Source organism: Azospirillum sp. BE72 (genome assembly GCF_031455875.1).
GTDB lineage: Bacteria > Pseudomonadota > Alphaproteobacteria > Azospirillales > Azospirillaceae > Azospirillum.
The window spans coordinates 178,708-203,484 of the sequence record NZ_JAVDTO010000009.1; the positions used below are offsets into that span (position 1 = coordinate 178,708).

Below are 24,777 nucleotides of genomic sequence, written 5' to 3' on the forward strand. Positions count from 1 at the left end.
CACCCCATGCGTTCCTTACTGTGCACCATGCTGTTCCTCGGCGCACCGGCCCTGATTGCGGAACCGGTCTTGGCCGAAACCATTTTCGTGTCCAACGAGAAGGACAACCAGATCGCCGTGGTGGACGGCGACAGCCTGCAGATCACCAACAAGATCAAGGTCGGCCGCCGGCCGCGCGGGATCACGCTGAGCGGTGACGGAACACAGCTCTATGTCTGCGCCGGCGACGACAACCGCGTCGACGTGGTGGACATCGCCAGCGGCAAGGTGATCCATTCCCTGCCCTCCGGCCCCGATCCGGAGCTGTTCGTCCTCTCCCCCGACGGCAACAGGCTGTATGTCGCCAACGAGGACGACAACATGGTGACCATCATCGACATCCCCAGCCGCAAGGCGATCGGCAACATCCAGGTCGGGGTGGAGCCGGAAGGCATGGGCATCAGCCCCGACGGCAAGATCCTGGTCAACACCTCTGAAACCACCAACATGGCGCATTTCATCGACACAGAGAAACGCGCCGTCGTCGGCAACGTGCTGGTCGACAGCCGGCCGCGCGTCGCCCGGTTCAGCGACGACGGCAAGCATGTCTGGGTGTCCAGCGAGATCGGCGGCACGGTCAGCGTCATCGACGCAGGCACCCGCAAGGTGGTGAAGAAGATCCGCTTCGAGGTCACCGGCGTCCGGCGCGAAGCGATCCAGGCGGTCGGCATCCAGATGACCCGCGACGGCAAGCGTGCCTTCGTGGCGCTCGGCCCCGCCAACCGGATCGCCGAGATCGACACCGAGAGCTTCGAGGTGAAACGGTACTTCCTTGTCGGCCAGCGTGTCTGGAACCTCGCCTTCTCTCCCGACGAAAAGCGGCTCTACACCACCAACGGCATCAGCAACGATCTGTCGGTGATCGACCTGGAGCGCAACAAGGTCATCAAGAGCATCGCCGTCGGCGGCGCACCCTGGGGGGTCGTCGTGAAACCGTAATGGATGGGTGACGACATCGCGGAACCTGCGACCGCAGCGCCCGGTTGAGGGGAAGGCCGGGTGCGGCGGCGGCTGTCGGCGACGGCCCGGCCCTAGGGAGGTGTAATCATGACAATGAAGCTCTCCAACAGCCCGGTCCGTGCCCTGGCCTGTGCAGCCGTGGTCGGTGCCGGCATCCTCGGCATGGCAGCCATGGCCCCGTCGGCTTCCGCCCAATCCACCACCGGCACGAGCACACAGAACGCCCCGGCGGCCACCGAGGGGCAATTGCCGTCCGACTCCCTGCCCGGCCAGCGCCAGGGTGCCATCGGCGGCGCTCCGGTGCCTCAGGGCAGTTCCGGCACGTCAAGCGGCTCTGCCAGCGGTTCTGCTAGCGGATCGACCACCGGGGGCGGCAGCGCAGCGCCGACCGGACAACTGCCGGACACGTCGCTCCAGCAGCAGCGGCAAGGCACCATCGGCGGCGACCCGGTGACGCAGGGCGGGTCGGGCGGAACGGCCGGATCGACCGACAAGCAAGGACAGCAGTGACACCATCCAGCGCATCGATCGCAGCCGCCGCAAAGATGGGGTAACAACCACCAAACGGCCATGCCTTCCCAGTCGATACTGGTGTGGCACGAAGACGGCGGCTGCGATTTCAAGGTACTCCGGAACCCTTTTGTGAGTTTGTTTTACTAACAAACAAACCGGCATAATGCCCACCGTGACCGACGCCGGTACTCTCAGACAATCCAGATGCCGCGTTACCGGCGACCCGGCCGGATTGAGCTGACAGGATCGAACTGGCCGGCGTGACCGCATGACTGCGGCGGTCCTCCAATGATTATCAAAAACATGGGAGAAAACGGCGATGGGCATGTGGCAGGGGTCATCCCCGAAAATCAATCGCGTGCTGGTGGGTGAGTCGCTGGTCGGCGACGGGAACGAGGTGGCCCACATCGACCTGATCATGGGGCCGCGCGGCAGTGCCGCGGAGACCGCCTTCTGCAACGCGCTGACCAACAACAAGGACGGCTTCACCAGCCTGCTGGCGGTCATCGCCCCCAATCTTCAGTGCAAGCCCTCGACCATCCTGTTCAACAAGGTCACGATCAAGGGTGCGGAACAGGCGGTCCAGATGTTCGGCCCGGCCCAGCACGGCGTGGCCAAGGCCGTCGCCGACTGCGTGGCCGAAGGCACCATCCCGCAGGACGAGATCGACAACATCTTCATCTGCGTCGGCGTCTTCATCCATTGGGAGGCGAAGGACAACGCCAAGATCCAGGATTACAACTACCGCGCCACCAAGGAGGCCATTGAGCGCGCGGTGTCCGGCTATCCCACCGCCAAGGATCTGATGAACCAGAAGGACATCGCGAAGCACCCGTTCGCCGCGTGATTCTTCACCAAGATCCGCTCTTTTCGAAAGCCCCTCTCCCCTTGCGGGAGAGGGGCTTTCGTATTCGCGGAAAGTGGTTGCCACCTTCAGCCTTGCTTGAACGGAGCAGCGAACAAAGGACCGAATACCTTCCGTCGTTAAACTATTCTGCGGTTAGCCCTGAGCGCCAAAATCAGGCTGGGCACCGACGCCGGACTGATGGGGATATTTGATTCAAATAAAGGTCCAACACGGGATTGCGCCATATCAGCGCTTAACGCGTTGATTTATTCCAATTCCAAAGAAAAACGGTCGCGCAGTTCATTTCGCATCGCACAAAGAACTAGCCTAAATTCTCACTTCTCTATCCATTCGGGTGATGGTGGCGCCGGGACATCACCGGTACCATTTCCTAATGGGCATCAGGGCAATCATGCCGGTTCGCCCATTCCAGCGGAGGAAACGGACATGAAAACCTGGCGCAAACCAAAGACCGCCGAAATCCGGGTCGGCACGGAAATCAACGCCTACGCCTGCGCCGGCCTGTAACCGGCACGGAACGTTCCCACTCAAAAAGAAACGTTCACTTCGGCCACTCAGGCCGGCCGCGGCTCGAAATGGGCGAAGAATTGCCCGGTGCCGTCCGGCGCGCTGGCATCGTAATGCAGCGCGCAGAGCCGCAGCCGGCCGGCATCGCCCAGTTCCGGCCCGGCCAGCATGCTGTGAAAGCTCTCGCCGCCGAGGAGGCGATGGGCAGTGGTCAGGTACAGACGCGAAAGCCTGCGGTCCCGCAGCATGGTGTCGAGCATCCGCGGCCCCGTCAGCAGATAGATGCTGCGCAGCCCCTGCCGGCCAAGTTCATCGGCCAGCGGCGCGCCCTCCACTGACGCTCCCGCCCCGACAATCAGCACCTCATGGCCGGCGGCACGCCACTGCGCGATGCGCTTGGCCGGCGCCGCGGCGCCGGTGGCGATGACGACACGCTGGCCATGGCGGGCCGGAGAGTCCGGCATTGGGAAATCCAGGCTGGCGCTGGCGATGACCAGGGTCGGCTGTAGCGCCAAGCCGTTGTCGGCGCGCCATCGTGCGAGGTCCCGTGTCGCCTCCTGCGTCCCCACCTGCAGCACATTGTCCAGCCGGCCGGCCGCGAGATCGCGCAGGTAACCGCCATGGGTGACGAAGCAGTCCGCCTGCGCCTGGAGTTCCAGGAACAGCCGGAAGTCGTTGCCGCTGACCAGCCCGGCGGGCAGCCGGCTGTCCCCGGTGGCGGGGTCGCGCAGGGCGATGCGCCCGTCCAGGCTGGCGACGAAGCTGGCGTAGACGAACGGGCTCCCGGCACTCCCCCGCTCATGCAGGCGGTGGGAAAGATAGGCGCCACTGAGTGCGATCTCCTCCGGTGGGCCGGGGTACAGCCGCAGCATGCGGGCGGTCATTGCGGCCCTCGCGATGCGGCGGCCTCGACGCGGGCGAGAAAATCCGCCACTAGCGCGTCGGCGATGTCGGCGTCGCTGACCGACTGTAGCCCCTGCCATGCAGGCATCGAGTTCACCTCCAGCACCAGCCACTGCCCTTCGTCATGGGGGGCGGAAATCAGATCGACCCCGGCATAGTCGGCACCGACCGCCGCCGCGGCACGCACCGCCAGTTCGGCCGCCGCGCCCTCCGGCACCAGGGCTTCACAGCGCCCCCCCTGATGGACATTCGTGATCCAACTGCGGCCATGGCGGATCATCGCCGCCACCGCGCGCCCTCCCACCACGAAGACCCGGCAGTCGCGCCACTCGCCGTCGCGGCGCGGCGGCACGAAGGGCTGCAGGTAATAGACGCCGGCCACCGCCTCGGGCTCCGGCACGTCGTCCGGACGCGGCAGGCGGCGCAGGCCGCGGCCCTGGGCGCCGAACAACGGCTTCAGCACGCAGTCGGGCCAAGCCTCCACCACCGCGCGCGCCGTCGCGCCGTCCTGCACGGTAACGGAGGGCGGCGTCGGCAGGCCGGCCTGGGCCAGCAGGAAGCTGGTGGTGCTCTTGTCCACGCAACGCTCGATGGCGCGGGCAGTGTTGTAGACGGGCACCCCCAGCCGGTCGAGCGCATGCAGCACCCCCAGCCGCAGCGTCACCTGTTCGAAACTGCCCTGCCCGACCACCCGCACGAAGGCCCCCGCCGGCAGCGCATCGCCGAAACCCGGCAGCAGCAGCCCCGTCGCCGTCCGCCCGACGGCGAAACCGCAGGCGCTCAGGGGCACGCGGCGGCATTCGACGCCGCGACGCGTCATCGCCTGTTCCAGCCTTGCCGCGTGCCAGTCGGCACCATCGGTGAACAGGGCGACTATGCCGCTCATGCCGCCTCCGCCAGGGAATGCCGCCGGAAAAGCTCCCACGCGCGCCGGCCGGCAACGCGACGGGCCTCCGCCGGGTCGGCGGCATCTGCCAGGACAGTGCAGAGCGGCGCACCCGCCGGGATGTGGGCCGGCGTGCAGGGACGGTCGGCGGTCCAATCCGGCCAGCGCATGCGGCTGTCCAGCAGAACAGGCGTCCGCGCATAGACGACCATGGCGGCGCGGCAGCCGGCCAAGGGTGGCAGAGCCTTCGGCAGGTCCCCGGCACAGGCGGCCATGTGCAGGCCCAGCAGGCCCGGCATCGGCGGACGGTCGAACAGGTCCAGCGTCGCCCCCGGCCGCGGATTGATCTCCAGCAGGCACCAGCCGCCCGGTCCGGCCAGGAAATCGGCGCTGTTGAGCCCGACCAGCCCGACCTCCGCGGCGATCCGCGAGACGGCGGCGGTCATGGCCGCCGCGAACCCCTCATGTATCGGCGCCACCGGCAGCGGGCCGACCGCACCACCATAGCGAAAGGGCTGGCGGGGTGCCGGGGCCATCCATTGCCGGCTGAATCCAACCGGCAGCACGCGCCGGCCATCGGCCAGGAACAGCAGGGACACCGGACGCCCCGGCATGCGGCGCTGGAGGTAATGTCCGGCCGGCAATGGGTGGCTCCGCCGACCCGCCGGCCGGATGTGGCCGCCGCCGCTGGCTCCGGCGCGTTTCACCAGCCATCCCACGCCATCATCCGGCGGCGAGGTGGCAATCTCCGGATGCGGAATGCCGAGGCGGGCGAGCAGAGCGGCGAAGGCAAACGGGTCCTTCAGCCTCGCCACCGTCCCCGCAGCATTGCCGAGGACCGGCCGGTCGCGTTCGAGCGCCGCCAGCAGTTCCGGTCTGTCCTCGAACCCCGCCCCATAGACCAGCGGCACGCCGCGCAGATCGGGCGCCGCCAGGGCGCGCCGCAGCGCGAGGCCGGGAAGGCGCACCCGCCTTGACGGCAGGGCGAGACAGCGGTCGGCCATGGCCGCGGTGTCCGCGTCGGCGAACAGGTCCAGGGCCGTGACGCCAAGGCCGCTGCGGCGTGCGCTGGCCGCCAGGGCCCGTGCCGACAGCGCCACCACCAGGACATCACTCTTCGGGAGTATGGTCGGGGTCAAGCTCACGTCCCGGCGCGAAAGCGCCTTGAACATTCATCCGCAATCCCAACAATCATGCGGCAAAGCCATCTTTGCAATCACCCTTCCGAACAACGGCACGTGCCGCCACTCCTGCGCCCATTCGGGTGAAGACGGGGTGCGGCCCGTGGAAGGACAGTTGGGGAAGACAGGATGTTCGAGGCCGTGGTTCTTCCGGAGTCTCCGTCGATTCCCGCCATTCAAAGATCCGCCGCCGGGGCTGTGGCCGCCTTGGCTGTGGAGGACCTCAGCCACAGCTTCGGCAAGCGCGTGGCGCTGGATCATGTATCCTTCACCGTGCCGCCGGCCGGCTTCACCATGTTGCTGGGGCTGAACGGCGCGGGAAAGACCACGCTGTTCTCGCTGATCACCCGGCTCTATTCCAGCCGCAGCGGCGACATCCGCATCTTCGGCTTCGACCTGCGGCGCCAGCCGACCCGAGCGTTGGAGCGCATCGGCGTGGTGTTCCAGCAGCCGACGCTCGACCTCGACCTCACGGTACGGCAGAACCTGCGCTACCATGGCGGCCTGCACGGCATGCGGCCATCGGACTGCGAAGCCCGCGCGCGCGAGGAATTGGCCCGCATCGGCCTGTCCGACCGCGCCGACGACAAGGTGCGCGCCCTGTCCGGCGGGCAGCGCCGCCGGGTGGAGATCGCCCGCGCCCTGCTGCACCGCCCGCGCCTGCTGCTTCTCGACGAACCGACCGTCGGGCTCGACGTGGACTCGCGCCGCCACATCCTTGCCCATGTCCGCGCGCTCTGCCGCGACGAGGGGCTGGCGGTGCTGTGGGCCACCCACCTGATGGACGAGGCGGCGGACGAGGACTCCGTCGTCGTGCTGCACCAGGGTCGCCTGCGCGCCTCCGGCACCGTCCGCGCGGTCTGTGCCGACACCGGCACGGCCGCCCTGCCCGCCGCCTTCGCCACCCTGACGGCGGGGGAGCGCCGGCCATGAGCGCCGCCACCTATTGGTACTGCCTGCGCAGCATCATCGTGCGCGAGGGCCTGCGCTTCCTGCACCAGCGCGAACGCTTCTTCGCCGCGCTGGTCCGACCGCTGGTCTGGCTGGCGATCTTCGCCGTCGGCTTCCGCGCCGTGCTGGGCGTGTCGATCATCCCGCCCTACGAGACCTACATCCTTTACGACGAATATGTCGTCCCCGGCCTGGTTGCGATGATCCAGCTGTTCAACGGCATGCAGAACTCCCTGTCGATGGTCTACGACCGCGAGATGGGCAGCATGCGGACGCTGCTGGTCAGCCCGCTGCCCCGCTGGTACCTGCTGGTCGCCAAGCTGCTGGCCGGTGTCGCGGTGTCGATCGCGCAGGTCTATGTCTTCCTCGGCATCGCATGGCTGTGGGGGGTGGAGCCGCCGCCGCTGGGCTACCTCGCCGTCCTGCCGGCGCTGGTGCTGAGCGGCCTGATGCTGGGGGCGCTGGGCCTGCTCCTGTCGTCCTTCGTCAAGCAGCTGGAGAATTTCGCCGGGGTGATGAACTTCGTCATCTTCCCGATGTTCTTCGCCTCCTCCGCCCTCTACCCGCTCTGGCGCATCCGGGAAGGCAGCCCGACCCTGTACCTGATCGCCGCCTACAACCCCTTCACCCAGGCAGTGGAGCTGATCCGCTTCAGCCTGTATCTCCGAGTCGACGTCACCGCCCTGCTGTGGGTGGCCGGCTGCCTCGCGCTGTTCCTCGGCGCTGCGGTGCTGGCCTATGATCCCGGCCGCGGATTCTGGGCAAGACGGGGCGGACCGGCGGAACAGGCCTGATCGCGCGAGCGCCAGCTCGACCATCTCCGCCACTCGGATTACCTATTTCGGCTTTACCTACCCACTATTTCGCTTCGTTCAAAAACTTTCGAACGGCGGCGGAAAATAATCTTCACAGCCTATCTTTATTTGATCAAACTGATTGTCAGCATCACCAACATAATGCGGGGCAGTTTAGAACCCCGCCAAGGGCCGTGCTCCGGCACTTGATACCGGCACGCCTGGATGCCGGAAGCATTGTGATTCGGAACTTTGGGTGCGGATGCACCGCCGACGCCGTCTGATCGACATCATGCGCCAACGATGGAGGGAGACCGCCCTCTCAAAAGACCGCTTCACCGACACCGCCGCCTGTCGTCGCACAGTCCCTGGGACCACGGACCACCCCTAAAAAAACGGGAGGAAACAGATGAACCCCTTTGTGCGCTGTCTGCTCGTCACCGCCGCGATCCAGGCGGCCACCGCCACGGTCGCCTATGCCAACGAAGACACCCTGAAAAATCAGAAGGATCCGGCCAACTGGGCGATGCAGCTCGGCAATTATGCCGGCCAGCGCTACAGCACGCTCGACCAGATCACCCGTGAGAACGTGAAGAACCTCAGGCCGGTCTGGCAGTTCTCCACCGGCGTGCTGCGCGGGCACGAGGGCGGTCCTGTGGTGATCGGCGATACGATGTACATATCGACGCCCTTCCCCAACATCGTCTATGCGCTGGACCTGAACGACAACGGCCGCATCAAGTGGAAGTATGAACCCAAGCAGGATTCGTCCGTCATCCCGGTGATGTGCTGCGACACCGTCACCCGCGGCGTCGCGGTGGCCGGCAACAAGGTCTTCCTGGGTCAGGCCGACAACACGCTGGTGGCGCTTGATGCGCAGACCGGCAAGGTGCTGTGGTCGGCCAAGAACGGCGACGCCAGCAAGGGCGAGACGCTGACCGCCTCACCTCTGGTCGTTAAGGACAAGGTCTATGTCGGCATCAGCGGTGGCGAGTTCGGCGTCCGCGGCCATCTGACGGCCTACGACATCAACACCGGCAAGATGGTGTGGCGGGCCTATTCGACCGGTGCCGACAAGGACGTGATGATCGACCCGCAGAAGACGCTGATGATGGGCAAGCCGATCGGCGAGCCCGACCTCGGCATCAAGACCTGGCCGGCCGACCAGTGGAAGATCGGCGGCGGCACCACCTGGGGCTGGTACACCTACGATCCCGACCTCAACCTGATCTATTACGGCACCGGCAACCCCGGCACCTGGAATCCGGCGCAGCGCGCCGTCAACAAGGACCGGGCCAAGAGCGACAATAAATGGTCGATGACCATCTTCGCCCGCGATGCCGATACCGGACAGGCGAAGTGGGTGTTCCAGAAGACGCCGTTCGACGAGTGGGACTATGACGGCGTGAACGAGAACATTCTGGCCGACATCAACATCGGCGGTCAGCAGCGCAAGGTCCTGGTCAACATGGACCGCAACGGCTTCGGCTACACGCTCGACCGCAACACCGGCGAGCTTCTCGTGGCGAAGAAGTTCGATCCGACTGTCAACTGGGCGACCGAGATCGACATGGCGACCGGCCGGCCCAAGGTCGTCGACAAGTACAGCACCTTCGCCCAGGGCGAGGACACCAACACCACCGGCGTCTGCCCGGCGGCGCTGGGTTCGAAGGACCAGCAACCGGCCTCCTACTCGCCGGACAGCGGCCTGCTCTATGTGCCGACGAACCACATCTGCATGGATTACGAGCCGTTCAAGGTGGAGTATTCGGCCGGCCAGCCCTATGTCGGCGCGACGCTCAGCATGTATCCGGCCCCGAACTCGCACGGCGGCATGGGCAACTTCATCGCCTGGGATCCGGCAGCCGGCAAGATCGTCTGGTCGAAGCCGGAACGCTTCGCGGTGTGGAGCGGTGCGCTGACGACCAAGGGGGGCATCGGCTTCTACGGCACGCTGGAAGGCTATCTGAAGGCCTTCGACCTGCGTGACGGCAAGGACCTCTACAACTTCAAGACGTCGTCCGGCATCATCGGCAACGTCAACACCTACACGCACAAGGGCAAGCAGTACATCGCCGTGCTGTCGGGTGTCGGCGGCTGGGCCGGCATCGGGCTGGCCGCCGGGCTGACCGGCGAACAGGAAGGCCTTGGCGCCGTCGGCGCGCACAAGTCGCTGGGCGAATACACCCAGCTTGGCGGCACGCTGACCGTCTTTGCGCTTCCGGACAACCAGTAATGGCCAAGGCTTGGCGCCACCCCGGTAAAGGGGCCGGCGCCAAGCCCTTTTTTCCAAGCTGATGGCAAGACACGAACAAAGGCAGTGGGGAGAGACAGTGAGATGCCCAAATACCTGATCGGGCTGTGCGCCGCTGTTGGGTTCACCGCGACGGTGGCCCTCGGCAGCGCGTTCGGCCAGCAGGATACCGCCCAGAAGCCGGGGCAAAACCAGCCGACACAAAACCAGACGGCTCAGGCACCGTCGAGCGGAAGCGCACCGCAGGAAGCGAAGATCGCCGAGCCCGAGGAACTGGTGGACGACGAAGGGGTGCCGCTCTACGCCGTGCGGGACGGCAAGGTGGACCAGGGAACCTACAACGGCTATCGGCGCTATGCCTCGTCCTGCCATGTGTGCCACGGGCCGGACGGGCTTGGATCGTCCTTCGCCCCGGCCCTGACCGACTCGCTGAAGCGGATGGACTACTGGCAGTTCACCGACGTGGTCACCAACGGCCGCACCAACATGGGGGCCACCGGCGACCGGGTGATGCCCACCTTCGGCACCGATCCGAACGTGATGTCGAATCTCGCCGACATCTACCGGTATCTGAAGGCCCGCTCCGACGAGAAGGTCGGCCGCGGCCGGCCCGAACGGATCAAGTCGGCATCGTGAGTCCGGCATGATCCGCCGGCCCGCCCTTTCCTTGATGCTGGCCGCCGTGCTCTGTGCGGCGGCTCCCGCCGGCCGGTCCGCCTTTGCTGCGGAAGGCATTCCGACGGAGGTTCTGCGCGTCTGCGCCGACGGCAACCTGCTTCCCTTCTCCAACGACCGGCAGGAGGGGTTCGAGAACCGCATCGCCAAGCTGATCGCCGACGAGCTGAAGGTGCCGCTGGCCTTCACCTGGTGGCCGCAGACCATCGGCTTCGTCCGCAACACGCTGCGCACCCGGCAATGCGATCTGGTGATGGGGACGGCGGTCGGCGAAGAGCTGATGCAGAACACCAACCCCTATTACCGGTCCACCTACGCGCTGGTCTACCGCAAGGATTCCGGGATCACGGCCACGACGCTGGCCGATCCGTCGCTGCAGGGGGCGCGCATCGGCGTCGTCGCCCGCACGCCGCCGTCCGCGGTGATGCTGCGCCACGGGCTGACCAACCTGGAACCCTACCAGCTCGACACCGACACGCGCGCCCACCACCCTGCCCAACAGGCGGTGGAGGATGTCGCGGCGGCCCACACCGACGCCGCCATCGTCTGGGGTCCCATCGCCGGCTTCTTCGCCGCCCGGCAGTCCGTGCCGCTGGCGGTCGTGCCGCTGAAGGACGAGCCGGGCGCTTCACCCTTCCAATACATGATCTCCATGGGCATCCGCCCGGACGAGCCGGACTGGCGCCACTGGCTGAACGACTTCATCGTCCGCCGCCAGGGCGACATCGACCGCATCCTTGCCGAGTACCATGTCCCACTTGCCAATCCCGACGGGTCGATCCGCGCGGCGTCGGCCAAGGCGGCGGCGACTGGAGCAGGGGTGCCGGAACCGGACGGCTACCGCATGGCCGACTACCGCGCCCCCACCCCACCGGCCCTGCGCGGCGCCGAGACGGTGGGAGCGGAGGAGGTCGAGCGGTTGGCGAAGGCCGGCGCCGTCCTGGTCGACGTGCTGCCCACCCCGCCGAAGCCCGAAGGGCTGGCGCCGGGAAGCCGCTGGGTCCCACCGCCGCATCGCAGCCTTCCGGGAGCCCATTGGCTGCCGAATGTCGGCTACGGCGCCCCTTCCGCCGATCAGGAGGCCTATTTCCGCACCAGCCTGGAGGCGCTGACTGCCGGCGACCGCAAGCGTCCGCTGGTGGTGTTCTGCCAGCCGGATTGCTGGATGAGCTGGAATGCCGCCAAACGGGCGGTGGCGCTCGGGTATCAGGCGGTCAAATGGTATCCGGCCGGCACTGACGGCTGGACGGCCACGGGCCGCGACCTCGTCACGGTCGAACCCGAACCCAAGGTGGCGAACTGAGTGCCGCCCTCAGGACAGAAGCGCCGACAGCATGCGCGCGATCTGGCCGAGCCGCTGTTCGATGCGGGCCGGCTGCTCGCAAACCGCGGTCTGCGCCCGGCGGCGGTCGTCGAGGATGCGGCGATCCCAGGCGATGGCGGCCTTGATCTCCTGCGCGCGGGCGGCGTCGGCCGACACGGCATCGAGGTCGCGCAGGGCGGCGGCGATACGCTCGCGCAGGGCCCGTTGATGCTGGGCATAGCGCTCGATGGACGCGATGGCGGCGGTGCGCTGGCGGTCAAGCGTCTGGAAGGTCCCGGCGAAGACCAGCGCGAGCTTCCGGTCATGCTCCTGCTCCGCCCCCTTCTGCACCGGGCCGGCCAGCGCGTTCGCTTCCGGTTCCAGGCGGGCGGGGTCGATGCTGTCGTCCGCCGCGCGCCGCACCAGGGTGGCGATGGCGGAATCGCGCTGCCACTCGTCCCCCAGCCCGTCGATCGACGGACCGTCCCAGACCGAAGCCGGCGACAGGGCCGGGACCAGAACCTGCGGACAGGGCCAGTCGGGATTCTTCGGATCCGAAGAAGCCGGCTGGGCTGCCGCAAGGGCGGGCAGTCCTGCGATCAGTGCCGCGGCCAACACCGCAGCGGCGATGGGAGATGATCGATGCATGCCGAGAATGATGGCAACACCAACGATCCGGTGCAATCGGAACCGCTGCGCAAAAGGGGAAGCCCGATGGATCATGCGGGGAGGAGGATCGGAGCCGCTATGATCGCAGGGCTCGTCCTCGGTCTGGCACCGGGCTTCACGGGCGCCGGAGCCGCGTCGGCGCGGACGCTGGTTCTCGATCTGGAGCTTGAGGACAGCAGCGGCGAACCCCAGTCGGCGGAGCATGCTGAGCGTCTGAAACGGGTCAGCGCGGAGCTGCGCCGGGCGTTGGACGCCAAGGGGTATGACGTGATCGACGACGCGACCACGGCAGGGCTGGTGCCGCCGGGGACGCAGATCCGGACCTGCAACGGCTGCGAGACCGACATCGCGCGTGCCGCCGGTGCCGATCTGGTCGTGTTTGGCGCGGTCCGCAAGATCAGCAGCCTGATCCTGTGGATCGCCGTGGCGGTCGAGGATGTCGGCACCGGCCGCGCGGTGACGACGGCCCGCGGCGACATCCGCGGCGACAATGCCGCCGCCTGGTCGCGCGGCGTCGCCTGGCTGGTCGAACACCGGCTGGCGGAGCATGCACCGGCCAAGCGATGAGCCGGGCGGTGAGCCGGGCGGCTCCAAGAAGGACAGGCGGCAAAGAGGAACCAGAAGATGCCGGACGATTCACAGAGCGGCTACCTCACCATCATGAACGTCCTGCGGCCGCCGCCCGCCAGCGCCGTCATGCGCCGCTACGACCTTGTGCTGCGCGACTATGTCGGGGAGTTCCGCATCGGCGTCTGGGACCACGAGAAGACCCGCACCCAGCGCGTGCGCGTCAGCCTGACCGTCACGGTCGAGGTGCCGAACCGCCCCTTTGTCGACGATCTCGACGCCGTCGTCTCCTACGAATATTTGATCCAGGGTGTCGAGGCCTTCCAGCAGAGTCCGCACATCCAGTTGCTGGAGGTCCTGGCCGAAAAGCTGCTGGCGCTGTGCCTGTCGCCGCCGGAAGCAGTCTTCGCACGGGTGCAGGTGGAAAAGCTGGAGATCGTCCCCCAGTCGGCCGGCGTCGGCGTCGTGCTGACCGGCGCGCGGGACCAAGCGCGATGAGCGGAATTTCGGCCACCACTTGGGTCGTCAAGCTGGGCGGCAGCCTGTGGAACGGCCCTGCCCTGCGCCCCTGGCTCGCCGCGCTGGCTGCGGAGCGGGCGCGGCGCATCGTCATCGTTCCCGGCGGCGGTCCCTTCGCCGATGCGGTCCGCGATGCGCAGCCGGTGCTGGGCTATGGCGCGTCCGCGGCGCACCAGATGGCGATCCTGGGCATGGAACAATATGGGCTGGCGCTGCTCGACCTCGAGCCGCGACTGCAGCCGGCACGGACCATGACCGATCTGGCGGACACGCACGGAACGGCGGTGTGGCTGCCGGCGACCCTGTCGGCCGACGCGGATGTGGAGGAGAGCTGGGACGTCACCTCCGACACGTTGGCGGCATGGCTCGCCGAACGGCTGGAAGCGGAGCGGCTGGTGCTGGTGAAATCGGCGCCGCTGCCGCCGGGAACGGCGGATGCGCGGGCGCTGGCGCGGGCCGGCGTGATCGACCCGGTCCTGCCCGGCCGCATGGAGCGGCTGTCGGCGGAGGTCCGCTGCGTCGGCCGGGACGACCTGCCGCTGTTCGTGGCGGATTTGCGTGGCGGTCCGCCGGCCGGCACCCGGCTGTGGGTGGAGCGGGAACGGGAGGCGGCATGGCCCGGCACATCCTTTTCCTGACCGGTTCCCTCGCTGAGAGCCGCTTGCGTCAGGTGCTGGACTCGCTCGCCCCCCTGCCCTTCGAGGCGACCATCGTCAATCTCGGCGTCAAGGTCGCGGCGCTCGCCACCACCGAGATCGTGCTGCGGCGGCTGGACTCCGCGCGGGGCGCCGACCTGATCCTGCTGCCGGGCCGGTTCCGCGGCGATCTCGCCGCCCTCGCCGCCCATTTCGGCACGACGGTCGAACGCGGCCCCGACGAGTTGGAGGATCTGCCCCAGTACTTCCAACGTCAGGCCCGCCCCCTCGACCTCAGCCGGCACGACACCCGCATCTTCGCCGAGATCGTGGACGCGCCCTCGCGCGACACCGCCGCCATCCTCGCCAAGGCGGCGGAGCTTCGCGCCGACGGTGCCGACGTCATCGACCTCGGCTGCCTGCCCGACACGCCTTTCCCGCATCTGGAGGAGGCGATCGGCGCACTGCAAGACGCCGGCTTTGCCGTCAGCGTCGATTCCCTGAATGCCGACGAATTGCGCCGCGCCACGAGGGCCGGTGCCGACTATCTGCTCAGCCTGACGGAGGAAACGGTCCACCTCGCCGAGGAGGGCGATGCGGTGCCGGTGCTGATCCCGACCACCCCGCCGGATCTCGACAGCCTGGGACGCGCCGTCGACGCCATGACCCGCCGTGGGCGGCGCTTCCTGGTCGATCCGATCCTGGAGCCGATCCACCATGGCTTCACCGACTCCCTGCTGCGCTACCGTACGGTGCGGGAGCGCTGGCCCGAAGCCGAAATCCTGATGGGCATCGGCAATGTGACCGAGCTGACCGACGCCGACACCTCCGGCATCACCGCGGTGCTGATGGGGGTGGTGTCCGAACTGCGGATCGGCAGTGTCCTGGCAGTGCAGGTCAGCCCGCATTGCCGCCGCGCCATCCGCGAATTCGACGCCGCCCGGCGCCAGTTCTTCGCCGCCCGCGCGGCGCACAGCATGCCACGCGGCTTCGGCAGCGGCCTGCTCTGCCTGCGCGACCGCCGGCCCTTCGTCCGCAATGCCCAACAGGTCGCCGAGACCGCAGCGCAGATCCGCGACCCCAATTACCGGGTGGAGGTCAGCGCGGAGGGCATCCATCTCTACAACCGCGACGGCCATCACCGCGCCACCGATCCGTTCGACCTGTTCACGAAACTTGATCTGGGAACCGACACCGGCCATGCCTTTTATCTGGGGGTGGAACTGGCGCGGGCGCAGATCGCGTGGCAACTCGGCAAGCGCTACGCCCAGGACAGCGAATTGCGCTGGGGTGTCGCGACGGACGAGCCGCAGGACGACCCGACCGGCTTCCACGCCATCGGCCCGACCAAGCGAGGCGGCTGACCCATGCCCCTGATCCGCGAGACCATCATCACCACCACCGGCGACGACGGACAGCCCCATGTGGCGCCGATGGGGGTGACGGTGGAGTGGAACGGCGACGGGGAGCGCTTCATCCTGGCTCCGTTCCGGCCGTCACGGACGCTCGACAACCTGCTCGCCCGCCGTTGCGCCGTCGTCAACCACACCGACGACGTGCGGGTCTTCGCCGGCTGCATCAGTGGACGCCGCCGCGACTGGCCGACGGTTCCGGCGGAGCGGATCGACGCCCCCCGTCTGGCCGACTGCCTGTCGCACGAGGAGATCGTGGTGGTAGAGGTGGAGGACGACCCGGTCCGCCCGCGCTTCCACTGCCGCAGCATCCATGCCGCGACCCATGCCCCTTTTCGCGGCCACAACCGGGCGCAGGCGGCGGTGATCGAGGCGGCCATCCTGGTCAGCCGGCTGCACATGCTGCCCGCCGACAAGATTGAACGGGAGGTCGAATACCTCTCCATCGCCATCGGCAAGACCGCCGGCCCACATGAGTTGGAGGGCTGGGGCTGGCTGATGGACCGCATCGCAGCCCACCGCACAGGGGAGGAGTCATGACCGGATGGCTGGCCAGCGTCGCGACCGCGGCGGAAATCCCCCTGCTCCTGCCGGCAGGCCCCGACATCCTGGATCTGAAGGATCCCTCCGCCGGGGCACTGGGTGCATGGGCAGCGGACGATATCGCCGCGACGGTGCGCGACCTGGCGGCCCTGCCCGAACGCCCGCGGCTGAGCGCCACCATCGGCGACCATCCGATGCGGCCCGAGGCGGTGGAACCGGCAGCGCGCCGGGTCGCCGGGACCGGCGTGGATTTCGTCAAGATCGGCTTTGCGCCGGATGGAGCGCCCGACCGCTGCATCGACGCGCTGGCTCCGCTGGCGGCGGAAGGGGTGCAACTGGTCGCCGTGCTCTTCGCCGACCTTTGGCCGCCGGATCCCGGCTGCCTGCCCATCGACCGGCTGGCATCCGCCGGCTTTCACGGGGCGATGCTGGACACGGCCGGCAAGCGCCATGGGCTGCGCCACCACTGGCACGATGAGAATCTATCCGCGTTCGTGTGCTGCACACGGGCGCACGGATTGCTGACCGGGCTGGCCGGGTCGCTGCGCGTTGCAGACATCCCGGCCCTCTCGGCCCTGTCGCCCGATTACCTCGGTTTCCGCGGCGCGCTCTGCGGCGGGGAGCGGACCGCGGGCCTCGACCCGCAGGCGGTGGCGCGGGTCGCCGCCGCCATGAGCGGTTTTCCTGGCACTACTCCGCCGCCTCGGCCATCTCCGCCCTCTCGATCTTGATCGCGCAGTATTTGAACTCCGGGATCTTGCCGAAGGGATCGAGCTGGGGGTTGGTCAGCACATTCGCCGCCGCTTCCGCGTAGGCGAAGGGGATGAAGACCAGCCCGACCGGCATGCGGTCGTCGATGCGGGCCTTCAGCCGGATGGTGCCGCGCCGGCTCGACACCAGCATGTAGTCGCCGGTCCTCATTCCGGCACGGGTCAGGTCGTGCGGGGAGACATAGGCGACCGCCTCCGGCTCCACCGCATCGAGCACGCTCGACCGCCGGGTCATCGACCCGGTGTGCCAATGCTCCAACTGGCGGCCGGTGGTGAGCACCAGCGGGTAGTCGATATCCGGCGTCTCCGCCGGGTTGATCGGCCGCGCCGGCACGAAGCGACCGCGCCCAGTCTTGGTGGGAAAGCCGTTGCCGAAGACGATGTCGTGGCCGGGCTCGTCCGGGCCGTCGACCGGATAGGTGACGGAGCCCTCGCGCTCCACCCGCTCCCAGGTGATGTTGGCGAGCGACGGCATGGCGCCGACCATCTCCGCGAACACCTCCGACACATGGGTGTAGTTCCAGTTCAGACCGAGCCCACGCGCCATGTCCTGAATGATCCACAGATCCTGGCGCGCCTCGCCCGGCATCGGCACCGCCGCGCGGCCCATCTGGACCTGCCGGTTGGTGTTGATGACGGTGCCGTCCTTCTCCGGCCAGGCCGAGGCCGGCAGCACCACGTCGGCGTATTTCGCCGTCTCGGTCAGGAAGATGTCCTGCACCACCAGATGGTCGAGCATGGCCAGCGCCTCGCGGGCGTGGGTCACGTCCGGATCGGACATCGCCGGATTCTCGCCCTCGATATAGAGGCCCCTGATCCGGCCGTCATGGACGGCGTCCATGATCTCGACCACCGTCAGGCCACGCTTGCCGTCCAGCTTGGTGCCCCAATAATTCTCGTAGAAGGACTGGACCTCGGGATCCTCGACCGACTTGTAGTCGGGGTAGAACATCGGGATCAGGCCGGCGTCGGACGCGCCCTGGACGTTGTTCTGGCCGCGCAGCGGGTGCAGGCCGGTGCCGGGACGGCCGATCTGGCCGGTGACCAGCGACAGCGCGATCAGGCAGCGGCTGTTGTCGGTGCCGTGGATGTGCTGCGACACGCCCATGCCCCAGAAGATGATGGACGACTTGGCCCGGGCGAACAGACGCGCCACCGTGCGCAACGTGGCGGCGGGGATGCCGCAGACCTTCTCCATCTCCTCCGGCGGGTAATCCTTGACCGTCTCGGCAAGCGCCTCGAAATCCTCGGTGTTGGCCTGGACATACTGGCGGTCGTACAGCCCCTCCGCGATGATGGTATGGAGGATGGCGTTCAGCATCGACACGTCGCGGCCGGGCGTGAACTGCAGCATGTGCGTGGCATGGCGCGCCATGGCTAGCCCGCGCGGATCCATGACGATCAGCTTCGCCCCGCGCTCCGCCGCGTTCTTGAAGAAGGTCGCGGCGACGGGGTGGTTTTCCGTCGGGTTGGCGCCGATGATGACGATGACTTCGGCATCCTCCGCCGCCATGAAGGGTGCCGACACCGCCCCCGACCCGACGCCCTCGATCAGCGCCGCCACCGACGAGGCATGGCAGAGCCGCGTGCAATGGTCGACGTTGTTGGTGCCGAAGCCGGTGCGCACCAGCTTCTGGAACAGATACGCCTCTTCGTTGGAGCCCTTGGCCGACCCGAAGCCGGCCAGCGCGTTGCCGCCGCGCTCGTCGCGGATCTTGCGCAGGCCCCCGGCCGCAACCGCCAAAGCCTCTTCCCAGGTCGCTTCACGGAAATGGGTGAAGGGGTTCATCGGGTCGATGTCGACGTCGTGCTTGGACACGCCCTCCTTGCGGATCAGCGGCACGGTCAGCCGGTCGCCGTGATGGGCGTAATCGAAGCCGAAGCGGCCCTTCACGCAGAGCCGGTTCTGGTTCGACGGGCCATCCTTGCCATCGACGGCGACGATCTTGTTGTCCTTGATCTTGTAGGTCAGCTGGCAGCCGACGCCGCAATAGGGGCAGACGGAGTCCACTTCGCGGTCGGGCGCGTTGGTATAGACGCCCTTCTCGTCGACCATGGTCGCCGGCATCAGCGCGCCGGTCGGGCAGGCCTGCACGCACTCGCCGCAGGCGACGCAGGTGGATTGGCCCATCGGGTCGTCGAAATCGAAGACGATCTTTTCCAGATGCCCGCGTGCCGCCATGCCGATGACGTCGTTGACCTGGACCTCGCGGCAGGCGCGGACGCACAGGTTGCAGTGGATGCAGGCGTCGAGCTGGACCGCCATCGCCGGGTGCGACATGTCGTCGGTCTTGTTCGGCCGGTCCACGGTGGGGAAGCGGCTGCCGGCGATCTCGACCTTGTCCGCCCAGTTCCAGAAGGTGGAGTTGGGGTCGTGCGCGGTCTCCCGCTCCGGCTGGTCGGCCAGCAGCAGTTCGAAGACCAGCTTGCGCGACGCCTTGGCCCGCTCCGACGCGGTGCGCACGGTCATGCCGGGCTTGGGCTTGCGGATGCAGGAGGCGGCGAGCACGCGCTCCCCCTCGATCTCCACCATGCAGGCGCGGCAGTTGCCGTCGGGGCGGTATCCCGGTTCCGGCCGGTGGCAGAGATGCGGGATCTCGGTGCCGATCCGGGTGGCGACCTGCCAGATCGTCTCGCCGTTGCGTGCCTCGACCTCGGTGCCGTCCAGGGTGAAAGTGATGCCGTTTGACATGTCGGTCTCCTTACCCCTGCGATCCGGTTGCGTCCGGGGCCACGGTCTGCGCCGTACCCTGGCGCGACACGAAGTCTTCGCGGAAGTGCTTCATCACGAGCTTGATCGGGTTCATCGCCGCCTGACCGAGGCCGCAGATCGACGCATCGCCCATCACGGTGGCGAGCGCGGTCAGCAACTCCTCGTCCCACTCGGGTTCGCTGATCAGGCGCACGGCCTTCTCGGTGCCGACCCGGCAGGGGGTGCATTGGCCGCAACTCTCATCCTCGAAGAATTTCAGCAGGTTGAGCGCCACGTCGCGCATGTTGTCCTTGTCGGACAGCACGACCACGGCGGCCGAGCCGATGAAGGAGCCGTGCGGCTCCAGCGTGCCGAAATCGAGCGGGATGTTCGCCATCGACGCCGGCAGGATACCGCCGGACGGGCCGCCGGGCAGATAGCCTTTCAGCGTGTGGCCGTCGGCCATGCCGCCGCAATACTGGTCCACCAGTTCCTGCAGGGTGATGCCGGCCGGGGCCAGCTTGACCCCCGGCTCCTTCACCCGGCCGGAGACCGAGAAGGTGCGCAGCCCCTTGCGCCCGTTCATGCCGTGGCTGGAGAACCACGCCCCTCCTTTCTCCAGGATCTCGCGGACCCAGAACACCGTCTCGATGTTGTTGATCAGGGTCGGGCGGCCGAACAGGCCGACGACCGACGGGAAGGGCGGCTTGTGGCGCGGCAGGCCGCGCTTGCCCTCGATGCTTTCCAGCATCGCCGACTCTTCGCCGCAGATGTAGGCGCCGGCGCCGCGGCGCAGATGGATGCGGGTGTGGCGGGCCAAGCCGGCGGCTTCGACCTTGGGGATTTCGCGCAGCAGGATTTCCCGGCATTGCGGGTATTCGTCGCGCAGATAGATGTAGACGTCGGTCGCCTCGGCCGTCCAGGCGCCGATCAGCATCCCCTCCAGGAAGCGGTGCGGGTCACGCTCCAGATGGAAGCGGTCCTTGAAGGTGCCGGGCTCGCCCTCGTCGCCGTTGATCGCCATCATGCGCGGCCCCGGCTCCGCCCGGACATAGCGCCATTTCAGGCCGGTGGGGAAGCCTGCGCCGCCGAGGCCGCGGATGCTGGAATCCTCCAGCATCTTCAGCACCTGATCGACGTCGCGCGCGCCGTCCAGGCATTCGGCCAGCATCTTGTATCCGCCGCCGCGGATATACTCGTCGAAGCCGAGATAGTCGGGGATGTCCGGGTGGACATGGCCGTGGGCCACGGCGTCGAGCACGCTCTCGACGGTCGCGTTCTCGTGCGGGGCATGGCCGATCGCCACGACGGGCGCGTTGTTGCAGCCGCCCATGCAGGGGGCGCGCAGGATGCGGACCTCGCGCTCGTCGACGCCGGCCTTCAGCGCCTCGTGCAGCTGCTCCGCCCCGGCGAGCGCGCAACTCAGCGAATCGCAGACGCGGATGGTCAGCTTCGGCGGCGCCGGCTCCCCGTCCATCACGATGTCGAAATGGGCGTAGAAGGACGCGACCTCGAACACCTCGACCAGTGCCAGCTTCATCTCCTTCGCCAGAGCGGCGAGGTGGCGGGCATGCAGGCAGCCGTAATGGTCCTGAAACAGGTGGAGATGCTCGATCAGCAGGTCCGCCTGACGGGAGCGGTCGCCGAGAAGCGCCCGAACCTCCTCAAGGCTGACGGGGTCGACTTGGCGGCCCTTCTGCTGGTCGCGCGTCTTGCGGCGGCCGGAGCCGGGATGGATACTGCGGGCAGGAACGCCGCCCGGCGGCTTTGCGCTGATGATCGGAGGGAATGCGGTCACGGCGTTTCTGGCCTCTGCTGGATGGTCCGCGCTTCTGGGTGTCGCGATCCGAGTTCCTGGTGTCTCGTATACCAGATGCCACGGTAACGCATCCTTTGCTGAAAGTCAGCATCCTAAATCATCATCGCCTTCCGCTGGGTGGGAATGTCGGATGGGGTGTTGGGATTGTTGGGGAATCAGGCGGCGCGGGCGGCCATGCGTTCCAGCGGAAGCGGGGCGATCCGCTCCGCCTGCGCTGCCGACCCGAAGGCCTCGAACCGCTCGCGGCAGAGCGCGCGGGCGGCCTTGGTGGCTTCGGCCAGGAACTTGCGCGGGTCGAACTCCTCCGGCCGCGTCATCATCGCACGGCGCAGGCTGCCGCTCATGGCGAGGCGGATGTCGGTGTCGATGTTGACCTTGCGCACGCCGTTGCGGATGCCCTCGCGGATTTCCTCCACCGGGACGCCGTAGGTCTCCCGGATGCTGCCGCCATGGGCGCGGATGATCTCCAGCCACTCCTGCGGCACGCTGGAGGAGCCGTGCATCACCAGATGGGTGTCGGGGATGCGGTTGTGGATCGCGCGGATGCGGCCGATGGCCAGCACCTCGCCGTCCGGTCGGCGGCTGAACTTGTAGGCGCCGTGGCTGGTGCCAATGGCGATGGCGAGCGCATCCACCCCCGTCCGCGCCACGAAATCCGCCGCCTGCTCCGGATCGGTCAGCAACTGGTCGTGCGACAGGATGCCGGCGGCGCCGGAGCCGTCCTCCTCCCCTGCCCGGCCGGTCTCCAGCGAGCCGAGGCAGCCCAGCTCGCCCTCCACCGAGACGCCGACGGCATGCGCCTGCTCCACCACCTGCCGGGTGACGCGGATGTTGTAGTCGTAGCCGGCCGGCGTCTTCATGTCGTCCAGCAGCGAGCCGTCCATCATCACGCTGGTGAAGCCGGAGCGGATGGCCTGTTGGCAGACGGCCGGGCTGGCGCCATGGTCCTGGTGCAGGCAGACGGGAATGTGCGGCCACATCTCCACCGCCGCCTGCACCATGTGGCGCAGGAACGGCTCGCCGGCATATTTGCGCGCGCCGGCGGACGCCTGCAGGATCACCGGGCTGGCGCAATCGTCCGCCGCCTGCATGATCGCCTGAATCTGTTCCATGGTGTTGATGTTGAAGGCCGGCACGCCATAGCCATGGTCGGCCGCATGGTCGAGGAGCTGTCGGAGGGAGATCAGGGCCATCGGGGGAGGTCTCCGGTTCAGTTCTGGGGGGAGCAGAGGCGTTGGGCGCGTTCCGCCACCGCCTCCGCGTTGATGCCGAAATGGCGGTAGAGGTCGGCTGCGGGGGCGGATTCGCCGTAGCGGTCGAGGCCGACCACGTCGCCGTCCAGCCCGACATGGGCGCGCCACAGCCCGGTCGCCCCGGCCTCCACCGCCAGCCGGGGAACGCCGGCCGGCAGCACGGCACGGCGCCAATCCGGATCCTGGCGGTCGAAGACCTCGCAGCAGGGCATGGAGACGACGCGGGCGGCGACGCCCCGGCCGGCGAGCAGCCGCCGCGCCTCCATGGCGATGGCAACCTCCGACCCGGTGGCGATCAGCACCACGTCGAGATCCTCATCGTCGGCCAGCACATAACCGCCGCGGGCGGCATCACGGGCGCGGTCCTCACCTGTCTGGGCCGGCAGGGTCTGGCGCGACAGCAGCAGTGCGCTCGGTCCATCCGCCCGCTCCACCGCGGCGCGCCAGGCGACGGCGGTCTCCAGGGCATCGCAGGGGCGCCAGACGTCGAGGTTCGGCATCAGCCGCAGGCTGGCGGCATGCTCCACCGGCTGGTGGGTGGGACCGTCCTCGCCCAGGCCGATGCCGTCATGGGTGAAGACATGGACGACGCGCAGCCCCATCAGAGCCGACAGGCGCAGGCCATTGCGGGAGTAGTCGGAGAATGCCAGGAAGGTTCCGCCGAAGGGCAGAAAGCCGCCATGCAGGGCGAGGCCGTTCATCACCGCGGCCATGGCGAATTCCCGCACGCCGTAATGCAGGTGGCGCCCGCCGCTCCCCCGCCAGTCGGTGAGATTGGAACCGGTGAGATCGGCCGATCCGCCCAGCAGTTCCGGCAGCAATTCCGCCAGCGCGCCGATTGCCTGCTGGGAGGCCTTGCGCGTCGCCATCGGCTCGGCTTGCCGTGCGACGGCGGCGATCCAGGCATCGGCGGCCTCGGCGAAGCTCTGCGGCAGGTCGCCGCGCATGCGCCGCAGGAACTCGGCGGCGGCCTGCGGGTGGGCGTCGGCATAGGCGTCGAACCGGGACTGCCAGTCGGCCTGCACCGCCGCACCACGCCGCCGCGCATCCCAGCCGGCGCGCACCTCGTCCGGCATCTCGAAGGGTGGGTAGCTCCATCCGAGTGCGGCCCTGGTCGCGGCGGCCTCGGCCGAGCCCAGCGGCGCGCCATGCACGTCCGCCGAGCCGGCCCGGTTGGGGGAGCCAAGGCCGATCACCGTCCGGCAGCAGACCAGAGTCGGCTTGCCGCAGGGGGCCAGCGCATCGTCGATGGCGGTGTCCAGCGCGTGGGCGTCGTGCCCGTCGGTCTCGCGGATCACCCGCCAGCCATAGGCTTCGAACCGCTGCGGCGTATCGTCGGCGAACCAGCCGGTGACGGGGCCGTCGATGGAAATGCCGTTGTCGTCATAGAAGACCACCAGCTTTTCCAGCCCCAGCGTGCCGGCCAGCGAGCAGGCCTCGTGGCTGATCCCCTCCATCAGGCAGCCGTCGCCGACGAAGCAGAAGGTCCGGTGATCGACGATCCGGTACCCCGGCCGGTTGAACTCCGCCCCCAGCAGCCGTTCGGCCAACGCCATGCCGACGGCGTTGGCAAGGCCCTGCCCCAGCGGCCCTGTGGTCGTCTCCACCCCCGGCGTGAGGCCATACTCGGGATGCCCCGGCGTGCGCGAGCCGAGCTGCCGGAAGCGCCGCAGTTCCTCCATCGGCAGATCGTAGCCGGTCAGATGCAGCAGCGCGTAGAGCAGCATGGAGCCGTGCCCGTTCGACAGCACGAAGCGGTCGCGGTCGGGCCAGCGCGGGTCGGCCGGATTGTGGCGCAGATGGCGCCGCCACAGAGCCTCGGCGATGTCGGCCATTCCCATCGGCATGCCGGGATGACCGGAGTTCGCGGCTTCCACCGCATCGATGGCGAGCACGCGCAAGGCGTTCGCCAGCAGGCGGCGTCCGGAACCACGGTCGGGAGTATCGGCAGGCGGCAAGGCAAGCCGGTCCTGTTCGCGGACCTCGACGGCCGCGGTCATCGACGCGTTCATGGTTGGTGTCCTTCCCCTGGTGGGTGTTCTTGCGGCGGCAGGAGGGGCGCCC

The 24,777-nt window shown here is 68.1% G+C and carries 23 protein-coding genes; 15 read left to right on the forward strand and 8 right to left on the reverse strand.

From position 1 onward, the window contains the following. Nucleotides 1-6: 6 nt before the first annotated feature. From J2Y49_RS21100 to pqqA, 4 genes are all read left to right on the forward strand, one after another. Entirely contained in the window at nucleotides 7-978 is a 972-nt protein-coding gene (locus J2Y49_RS21100) for a PQQ-dependent catabolism-associated beta-propeller protein (RefSeq protein WP_310116910.1), read from the forward strand. A 108-nt stretch (nucleotides 979-1,086) separates the two neighbouring features. After that, nucleotides 1,087-1,509, forward strand: coding sequence for a hypothetical protein (locus J2Y49_RS21105; protein WP_310116911.1), 423 nt, complete (start codon nucleotides 1,087-1,089; stop codon nucleotides 1,507-1,509). 322 nt (nucleotides 1,510-1,831) lie between these two features. Next, nucleotides 1,832-2,359 (forward strand): formaldehyde-activating enzyme, encoded by a 528-nt coding sequence (gene fae, locus J2Y49_RS21110; RefSeq protein WP_310116912.1) that lies wholly within the window; start codon nucleotides 1,832-1,834, stop codon nucleotides 2,357-2,359. A gap of 198 nt (nucleotides 2,360-2,557) precedes the next feature. After that, entirely contained in the window at nucleotides 2,558-2,887 is a 330-nt protein-coding gene (gene pqqA, locus J2Y49_RS21115) for a pyrroloquinoline quinone precursor peptide PqqA (protein ID WP_310116913.1), read from the forward strand. 47 nt (nucleotides 2,888-2,934) lie between these two features. Here pqqA and J2Y49_RS21120 read toward each other — a convergent pair whose 3' ends face one another. From J2Y49_RS21120 to J2Y49_RS21130, 3 genes are read right to left on the reverse strand one after another with little or no spacing between them, the layout of a single operon-like run. Continuing rightward, entirely contained in the window at nucleotides 2,935-3,771 is an 837-nt protein-coding gene (locus J2Y49_RS21120; RefSeq protein WP_310116914.1) for a dihydrofolate reductase family protein, read from the reverse strand. Next, nucleotides 3,768-4,676: a RimK family alpha-L-glutamate ligase gene (locus J2Y49_RS21125; protein ID WP_310116915.1), complete on the reverse strand. Its 909-nt coding sequence runs from the start codon at nucleotides 4,674-4,676 to the stop codon at nucleotides 3,768-3,770. Before J2Y49_RS21125 ends, J2Y49_RS21120 begins: the two co-directional genes overlap by 4 nt. Then, the gene (locus J2Y49_RS21130) at nucleotides 4,673-5,821 is read right to left on the reverse strand and encodes an ATP-grasp domain-containing protein (RefSeq protein WP_310116951.1); all 1,149 of its coding nucleotides are present in this window, start codon (nucleotides 5,819-5,821) and stop codon (nucleotides 4,673-4,675) included. Before J2Y49_RS21130 ends, J2Y49_RS21125 begins: the two co-directional genes overlap by 4 nt. 165 nt (nucleotides 5,822-5,986) lie before the next feature. On the opposite strand from J2Y49_RS21130, the gene J2Y49_RS21135 reads away from it, so the two are divergent. From J2Y49_RS21135 to J2Y49_RS21155, 5 genes are all read left to right on the forward strand, one after another. Further along, nucleotides 5,987-6,790: an ABC transporter ATP-binding protein gene (locus tag J2Y49_RS21135; protein WP_310116916.1), complete on the forward strand. Its 804-nt coding sequence runs from the start codon at nucleotides 5,987-5,989 to the stop codon at nucleotides 6,788-6,790. Continuing rightward, entirely contained in the window at nucleotides 6,787-7,602 is an 816-nt protein-coding gene (locus J2Y49_RS21140) for an ABC transporter permease (protein ID WP_310116917.1), read from the forward strand. The genes J2Y49_RS21135 and J2Y49_RS21140 overlap by 4 nt, the downstream gene beginning before the upstream one ends. Before the next feature lie 409 nt (nucleotides 7,603-8,011). Continuing rightward, on the forward strand, nucleotides 8,012-9,838 hold the full coding sequence (locus J2Y49_RS21145) for a methanol/ethanol family PQQ-dependent dehydrogenase (protein WP_310116918.1): 1,827 nt from the start codon (nucleotides 8,012-8,014) through the stop codon (nucleotides 9,836-9,838). 102 nt (nucleotides 9,839-9,940) lie between these two features. Further along, nucleotides 9,941-10,492 carry a c-type cytochrome gene (locus J2Y49_RS21150; RefSeq protein ID WP_310116919.1) on the forward strand — a complete coding sequence of 184 codons (552 nt, stop codon included), beginning with the start codon at nucleotides 9,941-9,943 and terminating at the stop codon, nucleotides 10,490-10,492. A gap of 7 nt (nucleotides 10,493-10,499) precedes the next feature. Next, nucleotides 10,500-11,834, forward strand: a complete 1,335-nt coding sequence (locus J2Y49_RS21155; protein ID WP_310116920.1) for a quinoprotein dehydrogenase-associated putative ABC transporter substrate-binding protein — start codon at nucleotides 10,500-10,502, stop codon at nucleotides 11,832-11,834. A 9-nt stretch (nucleotides 11,835-11,843) separates the two neighbouring features. On the opposite strand, the gene J2Y49_RS21160 is transcribed toward J2Y49_RS21155, so the two are convergent. Beyond that, nucleotides 11,844-12,482: a hypothetical protein gene (locus J2Y49_RS21160; RefSeq protein WP_310116921.1), complete on the reverse strand. Its 639-nt coding sequence runs from the start codon at nucleotides 12,480-12,482 to the stop codon at nucleotides 11,844-11,846. Nucleotides 12,483-12,581: 99 nt separating this feature from the next. Here J2Y49_RS21160 and J2Y49_RS21165 point away from each other — a divergent pair, with 99 nt between their 5' ends. Genes J2Y49_RS21165 through J2Y49_RS21190 form a run of 6 tightly spaced genes read left to right on the forward strand, consistent with a single transcriptional unit; the run spans nucleotide 12,582 to nucleotide 16,910 of the window. After that, nucleotides 12,582-13,070 (forward strand): DUF3280 domain-containing protein, encoded by a 489-nt coding sequence (locus tag J2Y49_RS21165; RefSeq protein WP_310116922.1) that lies wholly within the window; start codon nucleotides 12,582-12,584, stop codon nucleotides 13,068-13,070. A 57-nt stretch (nucleotides 13,071-13,127) separates the two neighbouring features. Next, entirely contained in the window at nucleotides 13,128-13,568 is a 441-nt protein-coding gene (locus J2Y49_RS21170; RefSeq protein ID WP_310116923.1) for a dihydroneopterin aldolase, read from the forward strand. Further along, the gene (locus tag J2Y49_RS21175; protein WP_310116924.1) at nucleotides 13,565-14,227 is read left to right on the forward strand and encodes an aspartate/glutamate/uridylate kinase; all 663 of its coding nucleotides are present in this window, start codon (nucleotides 13,565-13,567) and stop codon (nucleotides 14,225-14,227) included. Before J2Y49_RS21170 ends, J2Y49_RS21175 begins: the two co-directional genes overlap by 4 nt. Next, entirely contained in the window at nucleotides 14,203-15,588 is a 1,386-nt protein-coding gene (locus tag J2Y49_RS21180; protein ID WP_310116925.1) for a DUF6513 domain-containing protein, read from the forward strand. The genes J2Y49_RS21175 and J2Y49_RS21180 overlap by 25 nt, the downstream gene beginning before the upstream one ends. A 3-nt stretch (nucleotides 15,589-15,591) precedes the next feature. Continuing rightward, nucleotides 15,592-16,176 carry a DUF447 domain-containing protein gene (locus J2Y49_RS21185; protein WP_310116926.1) on the forward strand — a complete coding sequence of 195 codons (585 nt, stop codon included), beginning with the start codon at nucleotides 15,592-15,594 and terminating at the stop codon, nucleotides 16,174-16,176. Further along, complete coding sequence (locus tag J2Y49_RS21190; RefSeq protein WP_310116927.1) at nucleotides 16,173-16,910, forward strand: (5-formylfuran-3-yl)methyl phosphate synthase; 738 nt, start codon at nucleotides 16,173-16,175, stop codon at nucleotides 16,908-16,910. Before J2Y49_RS21185 ends, J2Y49_RS21190 begins: the two co-directional genes overlap by 4 nt. On the opposite strand, the gene fdhF is transcribed toward J2Y49_RS21190, so the two are convergent. The 4 genes from fdhF to tkt all read right to left on the reverse strand — a co-directional run bounded on the left by fdhF (nucleotide 16,870) and on the right by tkt (nucleotide 24,725). After that, entirely contained in the window at nucleotides 16,870-19,641 is a 2,772-nt protein-coding gene (fdhF, locus tag J2Y49_RS21195; RefSeq protein ID WP_310116928.1) for a formate dehydrogenase subunit alpha, read from the reverse strand. The two genes, J2Y49_RS21190 and fdhF, sit on opposite strands and share 41 nt — an antisense overlap. Before the next feature lie 10 nt (nucleotides 19,642-19,651). Next, nucleotides 19,652-21,439, reverse strand: a complete 1,788-nt coding sequence (locus tag J2Y49_RS21200) for an NAD(P)H-dependent oxidoreductase subunit E (protein ID WP_310116930.1) — start codon at nucleotides 21,437-21,439, stop codon at nucleotides 19,652-19,654. Between the two features lie 176 nt (nucleotides 21,440-21,615). After that, nucleotides 21,616-22,653: a class II fructose-bisphosphate aldolase gene (gene fba / locus J2Y49_RS21205; RefSeq protein WP_310116932.1), complete on the reverse strand. Its 1,038-nt coding sequence runs from the start codon at nucleotides 22,651-22,653 to the stop codon at nucleotides 21,616-21,618. A 17-nt stretch (nucleotides 22,654-22,670) separates the two neighbouring features. Then, the gene (gene tkt, locus J2Y49_RS21210) at nucleotides 22,671-24,725 is read right to left on the reverse strand and encodes a transketolase (RefSeq protein ID WP_310116933.1); all 2,055 of its coding nucleotides are present in this window, start codon (nucleotides 24,723-24,725) and stop codon (nucleotides 22,671-22,673) included. Nucleotides 24,726-24,777: the final 52 nt, after the last annotated feature.

Excerpts from the sequence above, each read along its gene's own strand:
- J2Y49_RS21100 (WP_310116910.1), top strand. The coding sequence starts at position 7 with ATGCGTTCCTTACTGTGCACCATGCTGTTCCTCGGCGCACCGGCCCTG.
- J2Y49_RS21105 (WP_310116911.1), top strand. The coding sequence starts at position 1,087 with ATGACAATGAAGCTCTCCAACAGCCCGGTCCGTGCCCTGGCCTGTGCA.
- fae (WP_310116912.1), top strand. The coding sequence starts at position 1,832 with ATGGGCATGTGGCAGGGGTCATCCCCGAAAATCAATCGCGTGCTGGTG.
- pqqA (WP_310116913.1), top strand. The coding sequence starts at position 2,558 with ATGGGGATATTTGATTCAAATAAAGGTCCAACACGGGATTGCGCCATA.
- J2Y49_RS21120 (WP_310116914.1), bottom strand. The coding sequence starts at position 3,771 with ATGACCGCCCGCATGCTGCGGCTGTACCCCGGCCCACCGGAGGAGATC.
- J2Y49_RS21125 (WP_310116915.1), bottom strand. The coding sequence starts at position 4,676 with ATGAGCGGCATAGTCGCCCTGTTCACCGATGGTGCCGACTGGCACGCG.
- J2Y49_RS21135 (WP_310116916.1), top strand. The coding sequence starts at position 5,987 with ATGTTCGAGGCCGTGGTTCTTCCGGAGTCTCCGTCGATTCCCGCCATT.
- J2Y49_RS21140 (WP_310116917.1), top strand. The coding sequence starts at position 6,787 with ATGAGCGCCGCCACCTATTGGTACTGCCTGCGCAGCATCATCGTGCGC.
- J2Y49_RS21145 (WP_310116918.1), top strand. The coding sequence starts at position 8,012 with ATGAACCCCTTTGTGCGCTGTCTGCTCGTCACCGCCGCGATCCAGGCG.
- J2Y49_RS21150 (WP_310116919.1), top strand. The coding sequence starts at position 9,941 with ATGCCCAAATACCTGATCGGGCTGTGCGCCGCTGTTGGGTTCACCGCG.
- J2Y49_RS21155 (WP_310116920.1), top strand. The coding sequence starts at position 10,500 with ATGATCCGCCGGCCCGCCCTTTCCTTGATGCTGGCCGCCGTGCTCTGT.
- J2Y49_RS21160 (WP_310116921.1), bottom strand. The coding sequence starts at position 12,482 with ATGCATCGATCATCTCCCATCGCCGCTGCGGTGTTGGCCGCGGCACTG.
- J2Y49_RS21165 (WP_310116922.1), top strand. The coding sequence starts at position 12,582 with ATGATCGCAGGGCTCGTCCTCGGTCTGGCACCGGGCTTCACGGGCGCC.
- J2Y49_RS21170 (WP_310116923.1), top strand. The coding sequence starts at position 13,128 with ATGCCGGACGATTCACAGAGCGGCTACCTCACCATCATGAACGTCCTG.
- J2Y49_RS21175 (WP_310116924.1), top strand. The coding sequence starts at position 13,565 with ATGAGCGGAATTTCGGCCACCACTTGGGTCGTCAAGCTGGGCGGCAGC.
- J2Y49_RS21180 (WP_310116925.1), top strand. The coding sequence starts at position 14,203 with ATGGCCCGGCACATCCTTTTCCTGACCGGTTCCCTCGCTGAGAGCCGC.
- J2Y49_RS21185 (WP_310116926.1), top strand. The coding sequence starts at position 15,592 with ATGCCCCTGATCCGCGAGACCATCATCACCACCACCGGCGACGACGGA.
- J2Y49_RS21190 (WP_310116927.1), top strand. The coding sequence starts at position 16,173 with ATGACCGGATGGCTGGCCAGCGTCGCGACCGCGGCGGAAATCCCCCTG.
- fdhF (WP_310116928.1), bottom strand. The coding sequence starts at position 19,641 with ATGTCAAACGGCATCACTTTCACCCTGGACGGCACCGAGGTCGAGGCA.
- fba (WP_310116932.1), bottom strand. The coding sequence starts at position 22,653 with ATGGCCCTGATCTCCCTCCGACAGCTCCTCGACCATGCGGCCGACCAT.
- tkt (WP_310116933.1), bottom strand. The coding sequence starts at position 24,725 with ATGAACGCGTCGATGACCGCGGCCGTCGAGGTCCGCGAACAGGACCGG.